Raw genomic sequence first — 15,881 nt, forward strand, 5'->3', positions numbered from 1 at the left:
GGGAGGGTAAGAAAAAGAGATATGTCCGGGACCATGGCCCGGCAAGATGTGTGAGTTATCAGGAGGAAAGAGAATGGAATATGAAAAACTGTCTGTAAGGGCTCTTAAATGTATGTATTTAGCATCCTTGCCAGCTGGGATTATAGTGCTGGCCGCGGTGGGGATTGTGGACTACTTCTGGATTTTCCCCCAGGATATTGGTACTGGTAAAGTGATTTCACTTATTGTAGCGATCCTGACCCTGGTGGATGTGCTGCTAAGTCCCTACTTTAGGTATCACCGCTACCGGTACAGTATTAATGAAGAATGTATTGATATTAAAGAGGGATATATATTTATAAAGCGGAATATTGTTCCCATTGAGCGGCTCCACAAGCTACAGACGGCTAAAGGCCCTATCGACCGCCTGTTTGGTGTGGCAAAGGTGGTAGTGACCACGGCAGGAGGTGATGTGACAATCCGTTTCCTGGAGGAGGAGAAGGCTGAAAGGATAGCCGACAGCTTAAGGAGCAGAATCAATGAGATGGTGATAGAGCAGAGGGAAAATCATGGAAAAGCATAAAAGATTTCGAAACCATATTTCTATTATTCTGGAGAGAATGGGCGGGGTATTTATATTTGTAGGACTGGCTGTCATAAGCGGCCTTATGCAAAGCGGGGAAGATTTGCTGGAAGGACTTTCTTTGCTGTCAGGAAGCGGAGCGGCCTTACCGGTACTTTTGGCTGTCCTGGGTATTTTATTTTTGATTCTTTTGTGGCAGTATGTCGTTTGGGCCAAGACTTACATATCTATTCAGGGAAATACTATCGTGATTGAGCGGGAAACTATGAACAGGAAGAAGAATACCATTGGTATCCGCAATATTTCGAACGTAAATACAGAGCAGAATCTGTTTGAAATGTTAATTGGCACATGCAAAGTAAAGCTGGACACAAACAGTCTCTCCACAGCAGACAGGACTGACGTGAAAATTGTTCTCAGGAAGCCCGATGCTATAAGGTTTAAAGAGGAAATCCTAAGCCTCATGCAGGACAGTGCGGAAGAACAGCCCAGGGTTATGGCAGATACAGAAGCCGCTTATACAGTGAGGGCAGGATTAGGGGACATGATGGTACATGGATTTTTTTCCATTAACCTTGTTTCAGTCCTGATTTTATTAGGATGTGTGGCAGGGGCAGCAGAAGTTCTGTCGGGCGCGCTGGGGCAGGGACTGGCAGGGCTAAGCCTTATGAGCATAGCTGCAAGTATGCTTGTGGGGGCTGTGTTCTTCTTCTCAGCATTGTGGGATATTATGAGGGGATTTTTTAGGTACCATAACTTTAAGGCGGGAAGGGACAGGGACAGACTGTATATAAGCTATGGCCTTACAAAAAAGGTGAATTATATGATTCCTGTGGATAAAATTAATGCTGTCAAATTGAACCAGTCCTTGCTGGCCCGGCTGGCAGGGCGGTACATGGCTGAAATCATAAATGTAGGCATGGGAGATGATGAGAGTGAGAAACAGTCGTTTCTTGTCCTGTATTGCCGGAAATCGAAGATGGAGGCATATATCAGAGAGCTGCTCCCGGAATTTTCCGGACTTTTAGATACTCCTGTGAAACGGCAGCCATCCAGTGTCTGGCTTGTCTGGATTCTCCCAGTATTGGCATATCTGGCCTGTGCAGCCGGGGCATTGGGAGCCTCCCTCCTACTGCTCCCCGATACATGGAAAGTACCTGCAGTGCTTACGGCGGCAGGCGTTACCCTGCTTGTGTTTGTTTTTATGGTCTGCCGGTTTTTTACGGCAGGCAGCAAAATAGAAAAGAATTTTTTGAAACTGGCCAATGGCTATATGGGACGCCGGTTTGTATGTATCCCTTATGCAAAGATCCAGTATGTTCAGTTGGAACAGAATTTTCTTGGGGTATGTGCGGGCATACAGAAGGGGACTGTAAAGATGCTGGCGGCAGCGGCAAATGTCTCCCAGGGGATCCCTTATTTTTCTTCAGAGGGGGCAGAACTACTGAAGGAGAAGATTGTAGCTGCAGGGAGGCATGAAGTGAGCTCTGGAGCAGATGAAGATAAGCAATAGCACACTTTATCGATTATAGTAGAATAATAAGTTTAATATTTGAGGGACACGTAAATCGTGTTCCTCAAACTTTACATTCAGATAAATATAAAATTTACTTGAAATATGTTACAGTAGGAATTATACTGGTAACAAAACAATTCCGCTTCGCGGTTTTGCACACAAAAGGGGAGAGGAAGCCTATGAATAAATCTACCAGTTCCAGGATATTTTGGGATATATGGAAGGAATTTGCAGGACACTTTAAAAACAAGGAGACAGGAAGCGCATATTTGGCAGAAATCAAAGAATTCGAAAAATTTTGTGATAAAGCCTTTTTAAATTCAGGCAAAAAGGATGCAGAAGCGTACTTTGAATTCCTCGGCAAACAGGAACATTTACAGAAAATCCAAATGAATACGCTGGCAAAAAAACTATGGGAGCTTCATTCATTCGCAGATTTTGTGCTGACAAAGAAAGAAGAATACCCTGTGCCAAAGGACTTTTGTGATGCATTTTATCCCCTCCTTGAAACGGTAAAAGGGCAGGAAAATATAGTACATTCGGTATCTGTTGAAGATATGGATGCACTGTATCAGGCAGCACAGGACGACATTATGGCATATACAATCATTGCCCTGATCCACAGGGCAGGACTTTCATCCACAGAAATTTCGGGATTAAGGCTTCAGGATTTTACAGTCTACGAAAACGGAACCTTTGCAGAACTTAGGGGCAAAGAAAGAGTATGCCTGATACCAGAGGATGTGTGCCGTATTTTAGAGTTATATCTGGCAGACAGGCAGGACTGTGAATCCCTTTTTTGTAATCGGCAGGGCAATCCCCTGAATAAAATGTACATCAGCCGTATGCTCAAAAAATATAGCATCAAGGCAAAAATCTCCCCCTTGAGTGCAGAGAAAATACGGACGACATGCGGGATCACCATGTCTGCTTACGGGGCCTCATCGGCACAGGTGGCCCGGCAGATGGGGATCACCGGGATGCAGATACGGAAGTATAAGAATAAACAGTACAGGGACAGCCTGATCCTAAAGGCAAACGGACTTGTAAAGATGAGAATAGAGCCTCCAGATTAAAATTGTAAAAATATTCTGAAAATGAAGGACAAAGGGGACAGACCCTATTGCAAAAGGGACAGACCCCTTTGCAATAGGGTCTGTCCCCTTTTTATTACCTTACTTATTATCTGTATGTTTTTCCTCACAATATTTACAGCGGTATGTCTGTTCTTCTTCATCTGTGAGGACAAAAATATGGTCCAGCCCCTGCTCAATGGAGGTGATGCAGCGTGGATTTTTGCACCGTATTACATTTTTGATTTCCTTTGGGAGAGTGAGACGTTTCTTATCTACGATTTCTTCATTTTGGATGATGTTGACTGTAATGTTATGGTCAATAAACCCCAGTATATCTAAATCCATAAAATCTATAGGGCATTCAATTTTTATAATGTCTTTTTTACCCATTTTGCTGCTTTTAGCATTTTTGATTATGGCCACGCAGCAATCTAGTTTATCTAAATGTAAATATTTATATATTTCCATGCATTTTCCGGCTTCGATATGGTCCAGGACGAATCCTTCCGAGATACGGCCCACGTTTAATGTGTTTTTTACCATGAATTCTTCTCTCTTTCTTTTAACAATCTATAGTAAATCCCTGCTCCTTTTAAAAGGAGAGGAACTCTGGGGGAATACCCTGTAATTCCTTCCTGGGCGGCAGCCATCAGGCTGCCAGCAGCAATGGGCAGCTAAAGCCTGGGAAGGAGGGTTACAATATATACGGGTAAAGTTTACGCCATATGGATATCCAGGAGGGTGAGGATAAGGGCCATCCTGACATATACGCCGTATTGTACTTGCCTAAAATATGCGGCCCTGGGGTCATCATCCACCTCCACAGAAATCTCATTTACTCTCGGCAAAGGATGAAGGACATACATGTCCTCTGGGGCAAGTTTCATTTTTCTTTTATCCAGTATGTAGAAGTCTTTCATACGCACATAATCTTCTTCATTAAAAAAGCGTTCCTTCTGCACTCTGGTCATATAAAGGATATCCAGGTCAGGCAGCGCATCCTCCAGACGGACGACTTCTTTGTAAGGTATATGCATCCTGTCCAGGACATCGTTGCGCATATAACCGGGAAGGCGCAGCTCCTCGGGAGAAATCAGTATAAATTTGATTCCTTCGTACCGAACCAGTGCATGGATGAGAGAGTGTACAGTGCGGCCGAATTTTAAGTCACCGCAGAGGCCGATTGTCATATTGTTTAGACGGCCCTTGACGTTCTTAACAGTGAGCAGGTCTGTGAGAGTCTGGGTAGGATGCTGATGTCCGCCGTCCCCTGCATTGATAACCGGTATTGCAGAATGCTGGCAGGCTACCATAGGCGCCCCTTCTTTTGGATGCCTCATGGCACAGATATCTGCATAGCAGGATATAGTACGGATTGTATCTGCCACACTTTCCCCCTTGGCGGCAGAACTAGAATCAGCAGATGAAAACCCCATAATACTGCCCCCCAGATTTAACATGGCAGCTTCATGGCTCAGCCTGGTCCTTGTACTTGGCTCATAGAATAATGTGGCCAGTTTTTTCCCGTCACAGGCATGTGAATATTTAGCAGGGTATGCCTCAATATCCTGGGCCAAATCCAAGAGCCTGTCCAGCTCTTCCACAGAAAAATCCAAGGGACTCATTAAATGTCTCATAAAATAAACCTCCTTAATATACCAGTCAGGGTGTACATATTTATCTGTATTCCAGCAATTCTTCCACAGATTTGCGCTTCGGGGCCGACGGGGCCTCATCTGGACAGCCGATAGCTATCAGCGCAGCAAGCTCCTGCTCTTTTGGCAGGTTTAAAAGAGAGGTGATTTCTTCCTCATCAAATATCCCCAAAATAACTGTGCCCAGGCCATATTCAGCCGCTGCAAGGCAGAAACTTTGGCAGGCTGCCCCGACATCAAACATCTGCCACCTGTCTCCTTTTTTGGTAGTGTAGGAACCGTCACGTTCAAAGCCGCTTAGGCCTTTCATAAAGGTGACGGCCATGAGCATAGGGGCCTGCCTGATAATATTCGCATTGTGTTCACGGGTATACTTACCGGTGATTTTCTCCAAAACAGCAGAATCTTCAATTGCAATATAACGGGTAATCTGGGTGTTTTTCCAAGAAGGAGAATAAGAAGCAGCAGAAATAACAGACTCAATAACAGAATGATCAATAGGGTCCGGCTTATATTTCCGGATACTTCTTCGGCCTTTAAGACAATCAATAACGTTCATTTAGTACCTCCCTGTTAAAATTATTTTCAACTAATAATCATATACCAATTAGGAAACATTTTCAATAGAATAAAATCTCAACTTTAAGAAGTGCTGCAGGATTACAACACATGTTTGAAAAACCTACAAGTGGAAAGAAAAACTGAGAGAAGCATATTGACATCTATATAGAAGTATGGTAACATACATTTTGCGTAAGGCAAAAACAAAGCAGAGTATCCACTCTCACCATAGCACGATTGGGTGACTACTGGTTAATTATTAGAGCATAAGTATACTGTAGGGACAGTATCTATGTCAACATTCGGGTGGATCATTATTCACTCGTTTTTTGTTTGCAGAAAGCCTGTGTTTTACGGTTATTGCTTTCGCGGGAAAAACCTAAAGGAAATTCATTTGACGGAGGTATACAACAATTAGCGATTTAATGATTAACGAGCAAATCAGAGACAAAGAGGTTCGTCTGGTTAGTGAGGATGGGGAACAATTAGGAATTATGTCATCCAGGGACGCACTGAGGATGGCCATGGATGCGGAACTTGATCTGGTTAAAATTGCGCCGATGGCAAAGCCGCCGGTGTGCAAGATCATTGATTACGGTAAATTCAAATATGAACAGACCCGCAAGGAAAAGGAAGCCAAGAAGAAGCAGAAAACTGTTGAGGTAAAAGAGGTCCGCCTGTCACCCAACATTGATACCAATGACCTGAACACTAAGGTAAATAATGCAAAGAAATTTATTACAAAAGGCAACAAAGTAAAAGTGACGCTGCGTTTCCGCGGAAGGGAAATGGCCCACGTACAGCAGAGCAAACATATTTTGGATGATTTTGCAGCTTTGCTTGCAGATATTTCTGTTATTGAGAAGCCGGCTAAGATGGAAGGCCGGAGCATGAGCATGGTTTTAACTGAAAAACGTTAAAAATAAAGGTATAAGGGTGCTTTGCATCCGGTAAACGCACAATAAAGGAGGAAATTTTATCATGCCAAAAATCAAAACCAATAGAGCGGCAGCAAAACGCTTCAAAGCAACAGGTACAGGGAAACTGAAAAGAAATAAGGCATATAAGAGCCATATCTTAACAAAGAAGTCTGCAAAGAGAAAAAGAAATCTCAGGCATGCGACTATTACAGATGCTACAAATGTGAAGAATATGAAGAAAATATTACCATACCTGTAAGATTTGGATGTAGATGAAGGAGGAGTAAGAAATGGCAAGAATTAAAGGCGGAATGAACGCTAGAAGAAAACATAACAAGATCCTGAAACTGGCAAAAGGATACAGAGGAGCACGCTCTAAGCAGTACAGAGTAGCAAAGCAGTCTGTCATGAGAGCGCTGGCATCTGCTTACGCAGGAAGAAAGCAGCGCAAACGCCAGATGAGGCAGCTGTGGATAGCAAGAATTAATGCTGCAGCTAGAATGAACGGCCTGTCTTACAGTAAGTTCATGCATGGATTAAAGCTGGCTGATATAGAGGTAAACAGAAAAATGCTGGCAGAGCTTGCAGTGAGTGACAAAGAAGGGTTTACTGCACTGGCAGAAATAGCAAAGGAAAAAATTGCATAATTAAAGGAAGTATGTGGTGCTGCGCAGACATCCTAAAATGTATGCCTGTGCAGGCAGATAGGCACAGACGTGTCCTGTAAGATATATACCCTGGATGGTTTTGGGCCATAGATTTTTTGGCCGGCCGCCGGGGTATTTTTGTTCTCGTGCAAGTACTGTCTATGGATATTAAAAAGAAGTATAAAAAACTATTGACAAGAATATTTTACTGTGATAAAGTTTTTTAAAACCTATGAAGAAGAGCAAGTACCTTTTATACTTACCGCACAGAGAGCTGCAGGAGGTGGGATTGCGGCAGGAAAAGATAGTTGGGAATGGGCTTCTGAGGGCGAACTGAAAGTATAGTAGGAAAGCCGGAGAGAGTACTCCGTTAACAAAGTCGGCATATGTCAGTATGCGTTGAGTGGATGCAGTCTTGTATCAAGCTGGGTGGCACCGCAGGAGTTGAAGGATTCATACTCTTGTCCCTGCAATAGATTATTGTGAGGGATAAGGGTATTTTTTATTTAAAAAAACCGCTTATCCCGGAAGACGTGAAAGGAGATAGAAATATGAGTAAGAAAGAGATTCCCTACAAGATTTATTTGGAAGAGAGTGAGATGCCTAAGGAGTGGTATAATGTACGGGCTGATATGAAGAATAAGCCGGCCCCCCTTTTAAATCCAGGGACATTAGAGCCAATGACAGAGGAAGAGCTTGGGATGGTTTTTTGCCAGGAGCTTGTAAAGCAGGAGCTTGACAATGACAGCCGCTATATAGAAATCCCAAAAAAGATACGCGATTTCTATAAAATGTACCGGCCAGCCCCCCTTGTCAGGGCCTACTGCCTGGAGGAAAAATTGCAGACGCCTGCCAAAATTTATTATAAATTTGAGGGAAACAATACAAGCGGAAGCCATAAATTAAATTCTGCTATAGCACAGGCATATTATGCAAAGGATCAGGGATTAAAAGGGGTTACTACAGAAACAGGGGCGGGGCAGTGGGGAACTGCACTCTCCATGGCGTGCTCTTATCTGGACTTGGACTGCCGGGTATATATGGTGAAATGCTCCTATGAGCAGAAGCCGTTCAGGAGAGAAGTCATGAGGACCTATGGGGCCAGTGTGACGCCCTCCCCTTCAGAGACCACAGAAGTGGGAAAGAAAATTTTAGCTGAGCATCCAGGCACCACAGGGAGCCTTGGGTGCGCCATTTCTGAGGCAGTGGAAGTGGCAACGCACACGGAAGGGTACAGATATGTCCTTGGAAGCGTTCTGAACCAGGTTTTGCTCCATCAGTCCATAATCGGTGTGGAAGCAAAGGCGGCAATGGACAAATACGGTGTCAAACCTGATATTATTATCGGGTGCGCCGGAGGCGGGTCTAACCTGGGGGGATTAATCTCCCCGTTTATGGGAGAGAAGCTCAGAGGAGAGGCGGATTATCATTTTATCGCAGTTGAGCCGGCATCCTGCCCAAGCCTGACCAGAGGCGTATTTGCCTATGACTATTGTGATACAGGGATGGTGTGCCCGCTGGCTAAAATGTATACGCTTGGCAGTGGGTTTATCCCCTCAGCAAACCATGCAGGCGGACTTAGATATCACGGGATGAGCTCTACTCTGTCACAACTTTACCACGATGGATATATGGAGGCCCGCTCTGTGGAGCAGACATCTGTATTTAAAGCAGCCGAACAGTTTGCACGGGTGGAAGGCATCCTTCCGGCACCGGAGAGCAGCCATGCAATTAAAGTTGCTATGGACGAGGCTGTGAAATGTAGGGAAACCGGTGAGGAGAAAACAATACTTTTTGGACTGACGGGCACTGGTTATTTTGATATGTTGGCGTATGAGAAGTTCCATAATAATGAAATGACAGACTATATCCCTACAGATGAAGACTTAAAAGCTGGCTTTGCAGGTATTCCTGATGTTCAGATACGTCCATAAGCATAACAGCCAGGCTATATGATATTTGGGAAATGAAATCTTCTCTTCCCCTCCAGGGGTATTGTGTCCCTGGAGGGGAATATTTGAAATTTTTCAAATTTTCAAAAATATTTTTTGAAACATGAAAAAATTAATTGACATTCTAAGTGATTAGTAGTAGAATAACATTCGTAGCGCGTAGGAAATAATTAAATACGCAATTTGCGGAAGTGTCGGAACTGGCAGACGAGCAAGACTAAGGATCTTGTGAGCAATGCGCTCGTGTGGGTTCAAGTCCCATCTTCCGCAGTCAAAACCCTGTATTTACAGGGTTTTTTTATTCCCGCCAGTAACGAGCCAAGGGGACATGTTTACATGTCCATTTGGCGGCTGCTGCCAGGTTCTTATACCCCGATGTTTGCATCGCTGCTAGTTTGATACACCGTGTGCTTGCACCGGGGCCTTTGACTGTAAAAAGAAAAGGGAATCAAAATACTAAAAGAAAGGGAAATGCGGATGGTATTCTTTCGGCAGGATGAAGTGAAAATTGCCAGGGCGGCATGTCTTTCGATAGCGGGCGTGAAAAAGCAGAAACCACATGAGGGTGACAGAAAATCTATTCCAATGATTTTCCGTCACCCTTTTTATATCCTATATGGAATGTACCCCAGATTTTCTGCAAAATAAAAAATCCCTCTAGTTTAAGAGAATGTATGGTTATGGAATCTGGCCATACTGTAATACATTTCCAATAATAGAGAGTATGTCTGAAATCCTCCTGGGTTAAGTTTTATTTTGTGCAGTCTTATTTTTGGCATCTGCATCATCACGTGGATTTTCGGTTTCATACCGCATAATATCCTGCACCTGGCAGTCAAGTATCTGGCACAGCATATCAACGGTGTGGGTGCTGACATAGCTGTTGGCCCTGAGCCGGCTGAGCTGTCCGGCACTGATCTTTTTTTCTTTGATCAGTTTATATTGAGTGATGCTCTTAGATTTCATGGTTTCCCATAGTGGGTCATAAGTTATCATTTTTTTCTTCACCTCCTCTTGCATATTAGCCAGAAGTGGGGTATAATAATATTAGCCATAAATGGCTAATATCGGTTCAGGAGTAAGAAAGGGAGAAGTACTTTACATGAAAAAAGTGAATAAAAATAGAAAAATTTTATGGGCAGCTGTGGCAGTTGGTGTTTGTGCAGCTGTTATTGTATGTATTTTTTTGGGAATTATTTATTGAAGGAAAAAGCACGCCAGGCAGAAGAGGCGAAAAAAAGTATGACATATGAGGATATAGCTTCAGAAGTCATAAAGGAGCAGGAGCCGGATACAGAACAGGCTGACTATCAAAGTCCGGTTGATTTTACGCAGCTTAAGGAACTGAACCAAGATGCCTACGCATGGATTAAAATACCAGGCACGAATATAGATTATCCGATTCTCCAGAAGGAGGATGGCGACCAGTCTTATTATCTGAATACAACGTTAACAGGAGTGGAGGGGTATCCCGGATCCATTTATACAGAGAACTGCAATACAAAGGATTTCCAGGATTTAAATACCATTATTTATGGCCATGACCTGATTGACGGCACTATGTTTTCTGAACTGCATAAATATGCGGATCAAAATTTCATGGATACAAATCCCTATGTGTATATTTATACCCCTGACAAGATGCTGAAATATCAAATTTTTGCGGCAGTTGTGTTTGATGACAGGCATCTGATGCTGAGCTTTGATTTCGACAATCCTTCTTCTTATCAGCTCTTTCTGGATGAGATATATGATTTGAGGGATATGCAGTCGGTGGTCAATACGGACATTCCGGTCAGCACAGAAAGCAGAATAATTACGATGTCTACCTGTATTGCAGAAAAACCAGATAACCGTTGGCTAGTGGGGGCGGTGCTTGTAGATGAGGAAGATTGATAAAAAACAGAAGGGCAAGGGCAGGAAAGCTGGCAAAGAGAGACAGGATATACATATTCTGGAATATGAAGCGGCAGATTTGGAGGCGGAAATACCAGGAGTAAAGTCTGTACCTGGCAATAGGAAAATAAAAACATGGCAGAAAATTCTTCTTGTGACAGGGGGGATATTTTTCCTGCTTATCTGTAGTTTGGGAATGGCCATAGTAACACTGCATAAAAGCGGCAGGGAACAAATACAGGAAGATATAAAGGCTGAAAAGACAACAGCAGAGGGGAAGAAGGAAGATCTGATTTACCACGATGGAAAAGCATACAGATATAGGCAGGATATGGTCAATATTCTCTGTATGGGGGTTGACAAAGAGGTGACAATGGCGGAAGAAAAGGCAGCCAACAGTATGGGCCAGTCAGATGCTATTTTTATTGTCAGCCTGGATCAAAAAAATAAAAAAATGCGGCTGTTGGCCATACCTAGGGATACCATGACGGAGATAGATATATATGATACTGCTGATAAGTATGTGAAAACAGAGGTGGGGCAGATTACCCTGCAGTATACATATGGAGATGGGCAGGAAAAAAGCTGTGAGTTAGTGAAAGATGCTGTGTCCAAGCTTTGCTATGGACTTCCCATCCAGCGGTTTTGTTCCATAAATTTTCAGGCAATTCCAGTAATGAATGACAGAATTGGCGGTGTCCCGGTAATTATGGATGAGAGTATTATCGACTGGTTCCCGGATTACCAAGTGGGCGACACTGTCGTCCTGCATGGAGAGCAGGCTCTTCAGTACCTAAGGCAGAGAGACGAAGGGGTTTTTGCCAGCAGCATGGACAGGATGGCCCGGCAAAAGTCTTATATGGTATCTTTTGCGGCAGCGGCTAAAGAAAAATTAAGCACAGATATTACATTACCAGTAGGGCTGTTCAACGACTTACAGGGAAATATGTGTACTGATATAGAGGCAGGGGAAATTACTTATCTCGCCACAGAGGTTATGGGAATGTCGTTTCTGGAAGAGGATTTGTTTGTAGTTCCAGGAGAGACGAGAATGGGAGAGAGATATGAAGAGTACCACGTCAATGAGGAAGAGTTCAAGAAAATGATTATTTCTATGTTTTATGACGAGGTTTCCGAAAATACAGAAGAAAGTTATTAAAGCTTTTTGCTTTAATATATAAAACCACACATGTATAAAATTAAGGAGAGTGAAAGAATCATGAAGAAGAAATTTTTGGCTGTTGTGATGGCAGCTACATTGTGCCTGGCAATGGGAGTTACTACATTTGCCGCTGAGAGCACAGAGGGAACTAAGCCGGATGCAAAGCCGCCGGTAGAGACAGTCGTGACAGAGGAGCAGGTATCTGCTTTAGTTAATGGCAAAGAAGTAGCTGTGGATGTGAAGCCTGTAGATGAAAAAGTCCAGGAAGCAGTAGAAAAAGAAGGCTTTGTTGAAAGTGTTATCGAAGAAAACCTTACAACAAATCCAGAAGTTGCAAAAAAATTGCAGGATGCTGATGAAGTAGTAGTACTTGGATCAGTAGATATCCATGTAGAGCTTAATGAAGGCGAGACGGCTCAGATTGTAATCGACAGCATGGAAGGCATCCAGGCAGGTGACTCTGTTTATGCACTTCATCAGAAAGACGATGGATCATGGGAGATCATTGATGTTGTTGTAAATGAGGATGGAAGCCTCACCTTGACAATGACAGGCTTCTCACCTGTAGTGTTTGTTAAGACTGCATCTGTAGATGTACCTGATGTACCAAAGGATCCTGCAACTCCAGAAGATCCAGATAAGACACCAGCTAATGACAATGTAAAAGATGACCAGAAAGCTGACGATAAAAAAGCAGATAATACGAAATCTGATGATAAAAAAGCAGGCAGCACAACAACAGCTGTTAAACAGTCAGTAAGCACCACTGGAAAGTCACCAAAAACAGGTGATAGATAATCCGTCATCAAATCATATGCCCAAAGGCATCTCATAACTTTGCCTTTAGGATAGTCCACATTTTTGTGGATACATGTATATAAAATGTGTGGTTGGAAAGGCTCTCAGTTTGGACTGGGAGCCTTTCTGCCCTTAATTTATGAATGTTTTATATGCATGACATATAAAAAGATATACATGAAAAAGTCATAATTTGCAGAAAAAATGTAATAAAATACAGGGAATTCATAGTAAATTGCATTGACAAAAAATGTGGACAGGAGTATGATTAATGAGAAATTAAATGTAAAGATTTCCGGGGAGAATTTTGTGCCTCTCCTTGGATACTTTAAGATATATTTTTTATAGAATTAGCAGAAGCAGATATTTGTTTGAATATCTTCTGATTATAGATATATTTGGTGATATGAGACTATGAAAAAGCTGGAAAAATTTAATGATATGGACATAGTGACGTTGGATGAGCTGGAGGACGTCCCTGAGCCGCGCAAGATGAAGAAGTGGAAAAAAGTGTTGCTGATTGCATTGGCAGTAGTTTTTGCAATTATAGCGCTTGTTATTGCCACTTTTTTCTTTATGCAGTCAAAAGGGGAGAAGAATCTGAAGACTAAGGTGAGCAATGCATCCACCGAAGCAGGGCGCAAAGAAGGCCATTATATCATACATAACGGAAAAGAATACAAATATAGAGAAGACATCGTCAATATACTCTGCCTTGGAATTGACAAGGATATCCCTATGGAGGAAAAAAGGGAAACAGGGAGTCTGGGACTGGCAGATGCCATTCTTTTGGTGAGCATAGACACAGACAGGAATACCCTGCAGATAATCTCCATCCCCCGGGATGTGATACTTCCAGTTACGATCACAGACGATCAGGGGAATGAAGCCGGGACTGAGGAGAAGCAGCTGACCTATCAGTATGCTTATGGAAGGACAACAGAACAAAGCGGCAAACTGATGGTAGATACTGTCTCAGAACTTTTATACAGGGTTCCCATCCAGAGGTATTGTGCGGTTAATTTTCAAGCAATACCATTGCTCAATGACGCCATCGGCGGTGTAGATTTAACAGTTCTTGAGAGTCTGGAATGGTACGCGGGAGAATTTATACAGGGCACAGAAATCCATCTGGAGGGACAGATGGCCCTGGATTATGTCCGGCAGAGGAATGAAAGCGTGGAGGGCAGCAACTTAGGCAGGATGGAAAGGCAGAAACAGTATATAACTGCCTTTCTTCAAAAGGCAAAGACGGTAGTTTCACAGGATCTGACTCTGCCTGTCACTATGTACCAGCAGCTGCAGGCCAATATGAGCACAGATGTGAAGGCGGAGGATATAACATATCTTGTGCCTGAGCTTCTGGAAATCCCCCTGGAGGAGACGAATATGCTGCAGATACCCGGGGAGTCCAGGATGGGCGAAGTTTATGAGGAATACCATGTCAATAAAGAAGAACTTAAAAATCTGGTTATCAATACCTTTTATGAGGAGGTGAAGGACTCCGGGGAAAAGGCTACAGAGCCGGAGGATACAACAACACAGAATGAGACATCAGATAAAGGAGAGAAGGAATGAAAAAGAAACAGAAAAGTATGATTGCAGTATGTATTGTGGCAGTAGTAGTGATTATTGCCGGAATTCTAGGAGGGATATTTATTTACAAAAAGGCCTCTGAACCTAAGGAGGCAGAACCACTCAAGATTGAGGAAGAGTACAAGGAGATACAGGAGCAAGTGGTTGACAAGGGGGACGACCCTTATGAGAGTAAAGTCAACTTTGAAGAACTTCAGGCCATGAATCCAGATATATATGCATGGATTACTATTCCGGGGACAAATGTAGATTATCCGATTCTTCAAAGTGCAGTGGAGGCGGACGACTATTACCTGAATACGACGATGGATAAAAAGGTGGGGCTTCCGGGCGCCATTTATACAGAGAAGTATAACAATACAAGCTTTTGGGATCCAGTTACTGTGATTTATGGACATACATTGGCCGAAGGCACGATGTTTACAGAACTGCATAATTATACGGATAAGGCATTTTTTGATGCAAATCCATATATTTATATATACCTGCCGGATAAAGCGCTCAAATACCAGATATTTTCGGCAGTAGCATTTGACGACAGATATATTTTGGGCAACTATAATTTTGCAGATCCGTCAGACTTTGATAAATATATTAATGAGCTCAATGCAAGTATGACGGGCAACATCAATACAGATTTAAAAGTAGAAAGCGGCAGTAATGTAATAACTCTTTCCACCTGTATTGATGAATTCCCAGATCAGCGGTGGCTTGTCAATGCAGTGCTGCTTCCGGATGAGGAATAAGGGATATTAAGGTGCTTCGCAGCATTTTAATATAATCTGGCCAGGCTTGTCTGGCTGGAAACATCACACAAAATAATAAGAACCAGGAGGAAATAAGGAAATGAGAAAATTAGCTAAATTTGCTGCTCTTGCATCTGCAGTTGTTATGAGCATGAGCATGACTCTTACAGCATTTGCTGTTGAGAGCCCACAGGATCCTACTTATCCAACAATGCCAGAGAACGTAGGCCTTGCACAGGATAAAGACGGAAACTATTTAACATACTCTATCGACGAGACAGCACAGGAAGTAAAAGATTTCCTGGCTAACGAAGAGAATGTAAAAGATGTTTTAAGCCAGGCTGGATATCAGGTAGACGCTAACCATGAAGTTGTAGTACTTGCTACAGGCGACCTGAATATCGGCAAAATGCCTGAAGGCGGAATCGACACAAGTTTTGAGATCGCAGATTCATACGGCCTGCAGGCTGGAGATACTGTATACATCCTTCACCAGAAACATGACGGAACATGGGAAGTATTTGAAGCAGTTGTTAAAGATGATGGAAATGGTGCATATGTAGATGCTCACTTTGATTCTTTCTCTCCAGTAGCTATCGTTAAAGTATTATCTAACGGCGAAGTTGTAATTCTTGACAAGCAGGAAAATACAGCTGGTAAAGTTGACCTTAACAAGGGCAAAGTTACAGAGGCGTCATCTACAGTAAAAGTATCTCCTAAGACAGGAAGATAATATTAAATATTAAAAAGAAAACATAAGTTATTTTGTGTGATAATCTGCAACCCTATCAATC

Annotated in this window: 17 protein-coding genes and 1 tRNA gene; 14 read left to right on the forward strand and 4 right to left on the reverse strand. The window is 42.8% G+C overall.

Annotated elements, in window-relative coordinates:
• Positions 1-73: 73 nt before the first annotated feature.
• The 3 genes from EFA47_RS07230 (at position 74) to EFA47_RS07240 (ending at position 3,154) form a co-directional block, all read left to right on the forward strand.
• Entirely contained in the window at positions 74-562 is a 489-nt protein-coding gene (locus EFA47_RS07230; protein WP_122642659.1) for a PH domain-containing protein, read from the forward strand.
• On the forward strand, positions 549-2,075 hold the full coding sequence (locus EFA47_RS07235; protein WP_122642660.1) for a PH domain-containing protein: 1,527 nt from the start codon (positions 549-551) through the stop codon (positions 2,073-2,075). The genes EFA47_RS07230 and EFA47_RS07235 overlap by 14 nt, the downstream gene beginning before the upstream one ends.
• 182 nt (positions 2,076-2,257) lie before the next feature.
• Positions 2,258-3,154 carry a tyrosine-type recombinase/integrase gene (locus tag EFA47_RS07240; protein ID WP_122642661.1) on the forward strand — a complete coding sequence of 299 codons (897 nt, stop codon included), beginning with the start codon at positions 2,258-2,260 and terminating at the stop codon, positions 3,152-3,154.
• A 99-nt stretch (positions 3,155-3,253) separates the two neighbouring features.
• Here EFA47_RS07240 and EFA47_RS07245 read toward each other — a convergent pair whose 3' ends face one another.
• The 3 genes from EFA47_RS07245 to EFA47_RS07255 form a co-directional block, all read right to left on the reverse strand.
• Positions 3,254-3,697, reverse strand: coding sequence for an aspartate carbamoyltransferase regulatory subunit (locus tag EFA47_RS07245; protein ID WP_122642662.1), 444 nt, complete (start codon positions 3,695-3,697; stop codon positions 3,254-3,256).
• A gap of 173 nt (positions 3,698-3,870) precedes the next feature.
• Entirely contained in the window at positions 3,871-4,791 is a 921-nt protein-coding gene (gene pyrB, locus EFA47_RS07250) for an aspartate carbamoyltransferase (protein WP_122642663.1), read from the reverse strand.
• A 40-nt stretch (positions 4,792-4,831) separates the two neighbouring features.
• Positions 4,832-5,368: a nitroreductase family protein gene (locus EFA47_RS07255; protein ID WP_122642664.1), complete on the reverse strand. Its 537-nt coding sequence runs from the start codon at positions 5,366-5,368 to the stop codon at positions 4,832-4,834.
• Between the two features lie 427 nt (positions 5,369-5,795).
• Between EFA47_RS07255 and infC the strand changes: the two genes are divergently transcribed.
• The 5 genes from infC to EFA47_RS07280 all read left to right on the forward strand — a co-directional run bounded on the left by infC (position 5,796) and on the right by EFA47_RS07280 (position 9,159).
• Positions 5,796-6,290 carry a translation initiation factor IF-3 gene (gene infC, locus EFA47_RS07260; protein WP_122642665.1) on the forward strand — a complete coding sequence of 165 codons (495 nt, stop codon included), beginning with the start codon at positions 5,796-5,798 and terminating at the stop codon, positions 6,288-6,290.
• A gap of 61 nt (positions 6,291-6,351) precedes the next feature.
• Positions 6,352-6,549: a 50S ribosomal protein L35 gene (gene rpmI, locus EFA47_RS07265; RefSeq protein WP_122642666.1), complete on the forward strand. Its 198-nt coding sequence runs from the start codon at positions 6,352-6,354 to the stop codon at positions 6,547-6,549.
• A gap of 31 nt (positions 6,550-6,580) precedes the next feature.
• A complete protein-coding gene (rplT, locus tag EFA47_RS07270) occupies positions 6,581-6,937 on the forward strand; it encodes a 50S ribosomal protein L20 (RefSeq protein ID WP_122642667.1) in 357 nt (118 codons plus the stop codon).
• Between the two features lie 551 nt (positions 6,938-7,488).
• The gene (locus EFA47_RS07275) at positions 7,489-8,871 is read left to right on the forward strand and encodes a TrpB-like pyridoxal phosphate-dependent enzyme (RefSeq protein WP_122642668.1); all 1,383 of its coding nucleotides are present in this window, start codon (positions 7,489-7,491) and stop codon (positions 8,869-8,871) included.
• A 203-nt stretch (positions 8,872-9,074) separates the two neighbouring features.
• A tRNA-Leu gene (locus EFA47_RS07280) sits at positions 9,075-9,159 on the forward strand.
• A 474-nt stretch (positions 9,160-9,633) separates the two neighbouring features.
• On the opposite strand, the gene EFA47_RS07285 is transcribed toward EFA47_RS07280, so the two are convergent.
• A complete protein-coding gene (locus EFA47_RS07285) occupies positions 9,634-9,885 on the reverse strand; it encodes a helix-turn-helix domain-containing protein (protein ID WP_122642669.1) in 252 nt (83 codons plus the stop codon).
• 204 nt (positions 9,886-10,089) lie between these two features.
• Here EFA47_RS07285 and srtB (EFA47_RS07290) point away from each other — a divergent pair, with 204 nt between their 5' ends.
• The 6 genes from srtB (EFA47_RS07290) to EFA47_RS07315 all read left to right on the forward strand — a co-directional run bounded on the left by srtB (EFA47_RS07290) (position 10,090) and on the right by EFA47_RS07315 (position 15,820).
• A complete protein-coding gene (srtB, locus tag EFA47_RS07290) occupies positions 10,090-10,785 on the forward strand; it encodes a class B sortase (RefSeq protein WP_164689946.1) in 696 nt (231 codons plus the stop codon).
• Positions 10,772-11,944: an LCP family protein gene (locus tag EFA47_RS07295; RefSeq protein WP_122642671.1), complete on the forward strand. Its 1,173-nt coding sequence runs from the start codon at positions 10,772-10,774 to the stop codon at positions 11,942-11,944. Before srtB (EFA47_RS07290) ends, EFA47_RS07295 begins: the two co-directional genes overlap by 14 nt.
• Positions 11,945-12,004: 60 nt before the next feature.
• A complete protein-coding gene (locus EFA47_RS07300) occupies positions 12,005-12,745 on the forward strand; it encodes a hypothetical protein (RefSeq protein WP_122642672.1) in 741 nt (246 codons plus the stop codon).
• 414 nt (positions 12,746-13,159) lie between these two features.
• Positions 13,160-14,323: an LCP family protein gene (locus EFA47_RS07305; protein WP_122642673.1), complete on the forward strand. Its 1,164-nt coding sequence runs from the start codon at positions 13,160-13,162 to the stop codon at positions 14,321-14,323.
• Complete coding sequence (gene srtB, locus EFA47_RS07310) at positions 14,320-15,087, forward strand: class B sortase (RefSeq protein ID WP_122642674.1); 768 nt, start codon at positions 14,320-14,322, stop codon at positions 15,085-15,087. Before EFA47_RS07305 ends, srtB (EFA47_RS07310) begins: the two co-directional genes overlap by 4 nt.
• A gap of 100 nt (positions 15,088-15,187) precedes the next feature.
• Positions 15,188-15,820 carry a hypothetical protein gene (locus EFA47_RS07315; RefSeq protein WP_122642675.1) on the forward strand — a complete coding sequence of 211 codons (633 nt, stop codon included), beginning with the start codon at positions 15,188-15,190 and terminating at the stop codon, positions 15,818-15,820.
• The last annotated feature ends 61 nt before the right edge of the window (positions 15,821-15,881 follow it).

It is taken from the genome of Luxibacter massiliensis (assembly GCF_900604355.1).
Lineage (GTDB): Bacteria > Bacillota > Clostridia > Lachnospirales > Lachnospiraceae > Luxibacter > Luxibacter massiliensis.

Excerpts from the sequence above, each read along its gene's own strand:
- EFA47_RS07295 (WP_122642671.1), top strand. The coding sequence starts at position 10,772 with ATGAGGAAGATTGATAAAAAACAGAAGGGCAAGGGCAGGAAAGCTGGC.
- EFA47_RS07300 (WP_122642672.1), top strand. The coding sequence starts at position 12,005 with ATGAAGAAGAAATTTTTGGCTGTTGTGATGGCAGCTACATTGTGCCTG.
- rplT (WP_122642667.1), top strand. The coding sequence starts at position 6,581 with ATGGCAAGAATTAAAGGCGGAATGAACGCTAGAAGAAAACATAACAAG.
- EFA47_RS07305 (WP_122642673.1), top strand. The coding sequence starts at position 13,160 with ATGAAAAAGCTGGAAAAATTTAATGATATGGACATAGTGACGTTGGAT.
- EFA47_RS07230 (WP_122642659.1), top strand. The coding sequence starts at position 74 with ATGGAATATGAAAAACTGTCTGTAAGGGCTCTTAAATGTATGTATTTA.
- EFA47_RS07315 (WP_122642675.1), top strand. The coding sequence starts at position 15,188 with ATGAGAAAATTAGCTAAATTTGCTGCTCTTGCATCTGCAGTTGTTATG.
- EFA47_RS07240 (WP_122642661.1), top strand. The coding sequence starts at position 2,258 with ATGAATAAATCTACCAGTTCCAGGATATTTTGGGATATATGGAAGGAA.
- srtB (WP_122642674.1), top strand. The coding sequence starts at position 14,320 with ATGAAAAAGAAACAGAAAAGTATGATTGCAGTATGTATTGTGGCAGTA.
- rpmI (WP_122642666.1), top strand. The coding sequence starts at position 6,352 with ATGCCAAAAATCAAAACCAATAGAGCGGCAGCAAAACGCTTCAAAGCA.
- EFA47_RS07285 (WP_122642669.1), bottom strand. The coding sequence starts at position 9,885 with ATGATAACTTATGACCCACTATGGGAAACCATGAAATCTAAGAGCATC.
- EFA47_RS07275 (WP_122642668.1), top strand. The coding sequence starts at position 7,489 with ATGAGTAAGAAAGAGATTCCCTACAAGATTTATTTGGAAGAGAGTGAG.
- pyrB (WP_122642663.1), bottom strand. The coding sequence starts at position 4,791 with ATGAGACATTTAATGAGTCCCTTGGATTTTTCTGTGGAAGAGCTGGAC.
- EFA47_RS07235 (WP_122642660.1), top strand. The coding sequence starts at position 549 with ATGGAAAAGCATAAAAGATTTCGAAACCATATTTCTATTATTCTGGAG.
- infC (WP_122642665.1), top strand. The coding sequence starts at position 5,796 with ATGATTAACGAGCAAATCAGAGACAAAGAGGTTCGTCTGGTTAGTGAG.
- EFA47_RS07255 (WP_122642664.1), bottom strand. The coding sequence starts at position 5,368 with ATGAACGTTATTGATTGTCTTAAAGGCCGAAGAAGTATCCGGAAATAT.
- EFA47_RS07245 (WP_122642662.1), bottom strand. The coding sequence starts at position 3,697 with ATGGTAAAAAACACATTAAACGTGGGCCGTATCTCGGAAGGATTCGTC.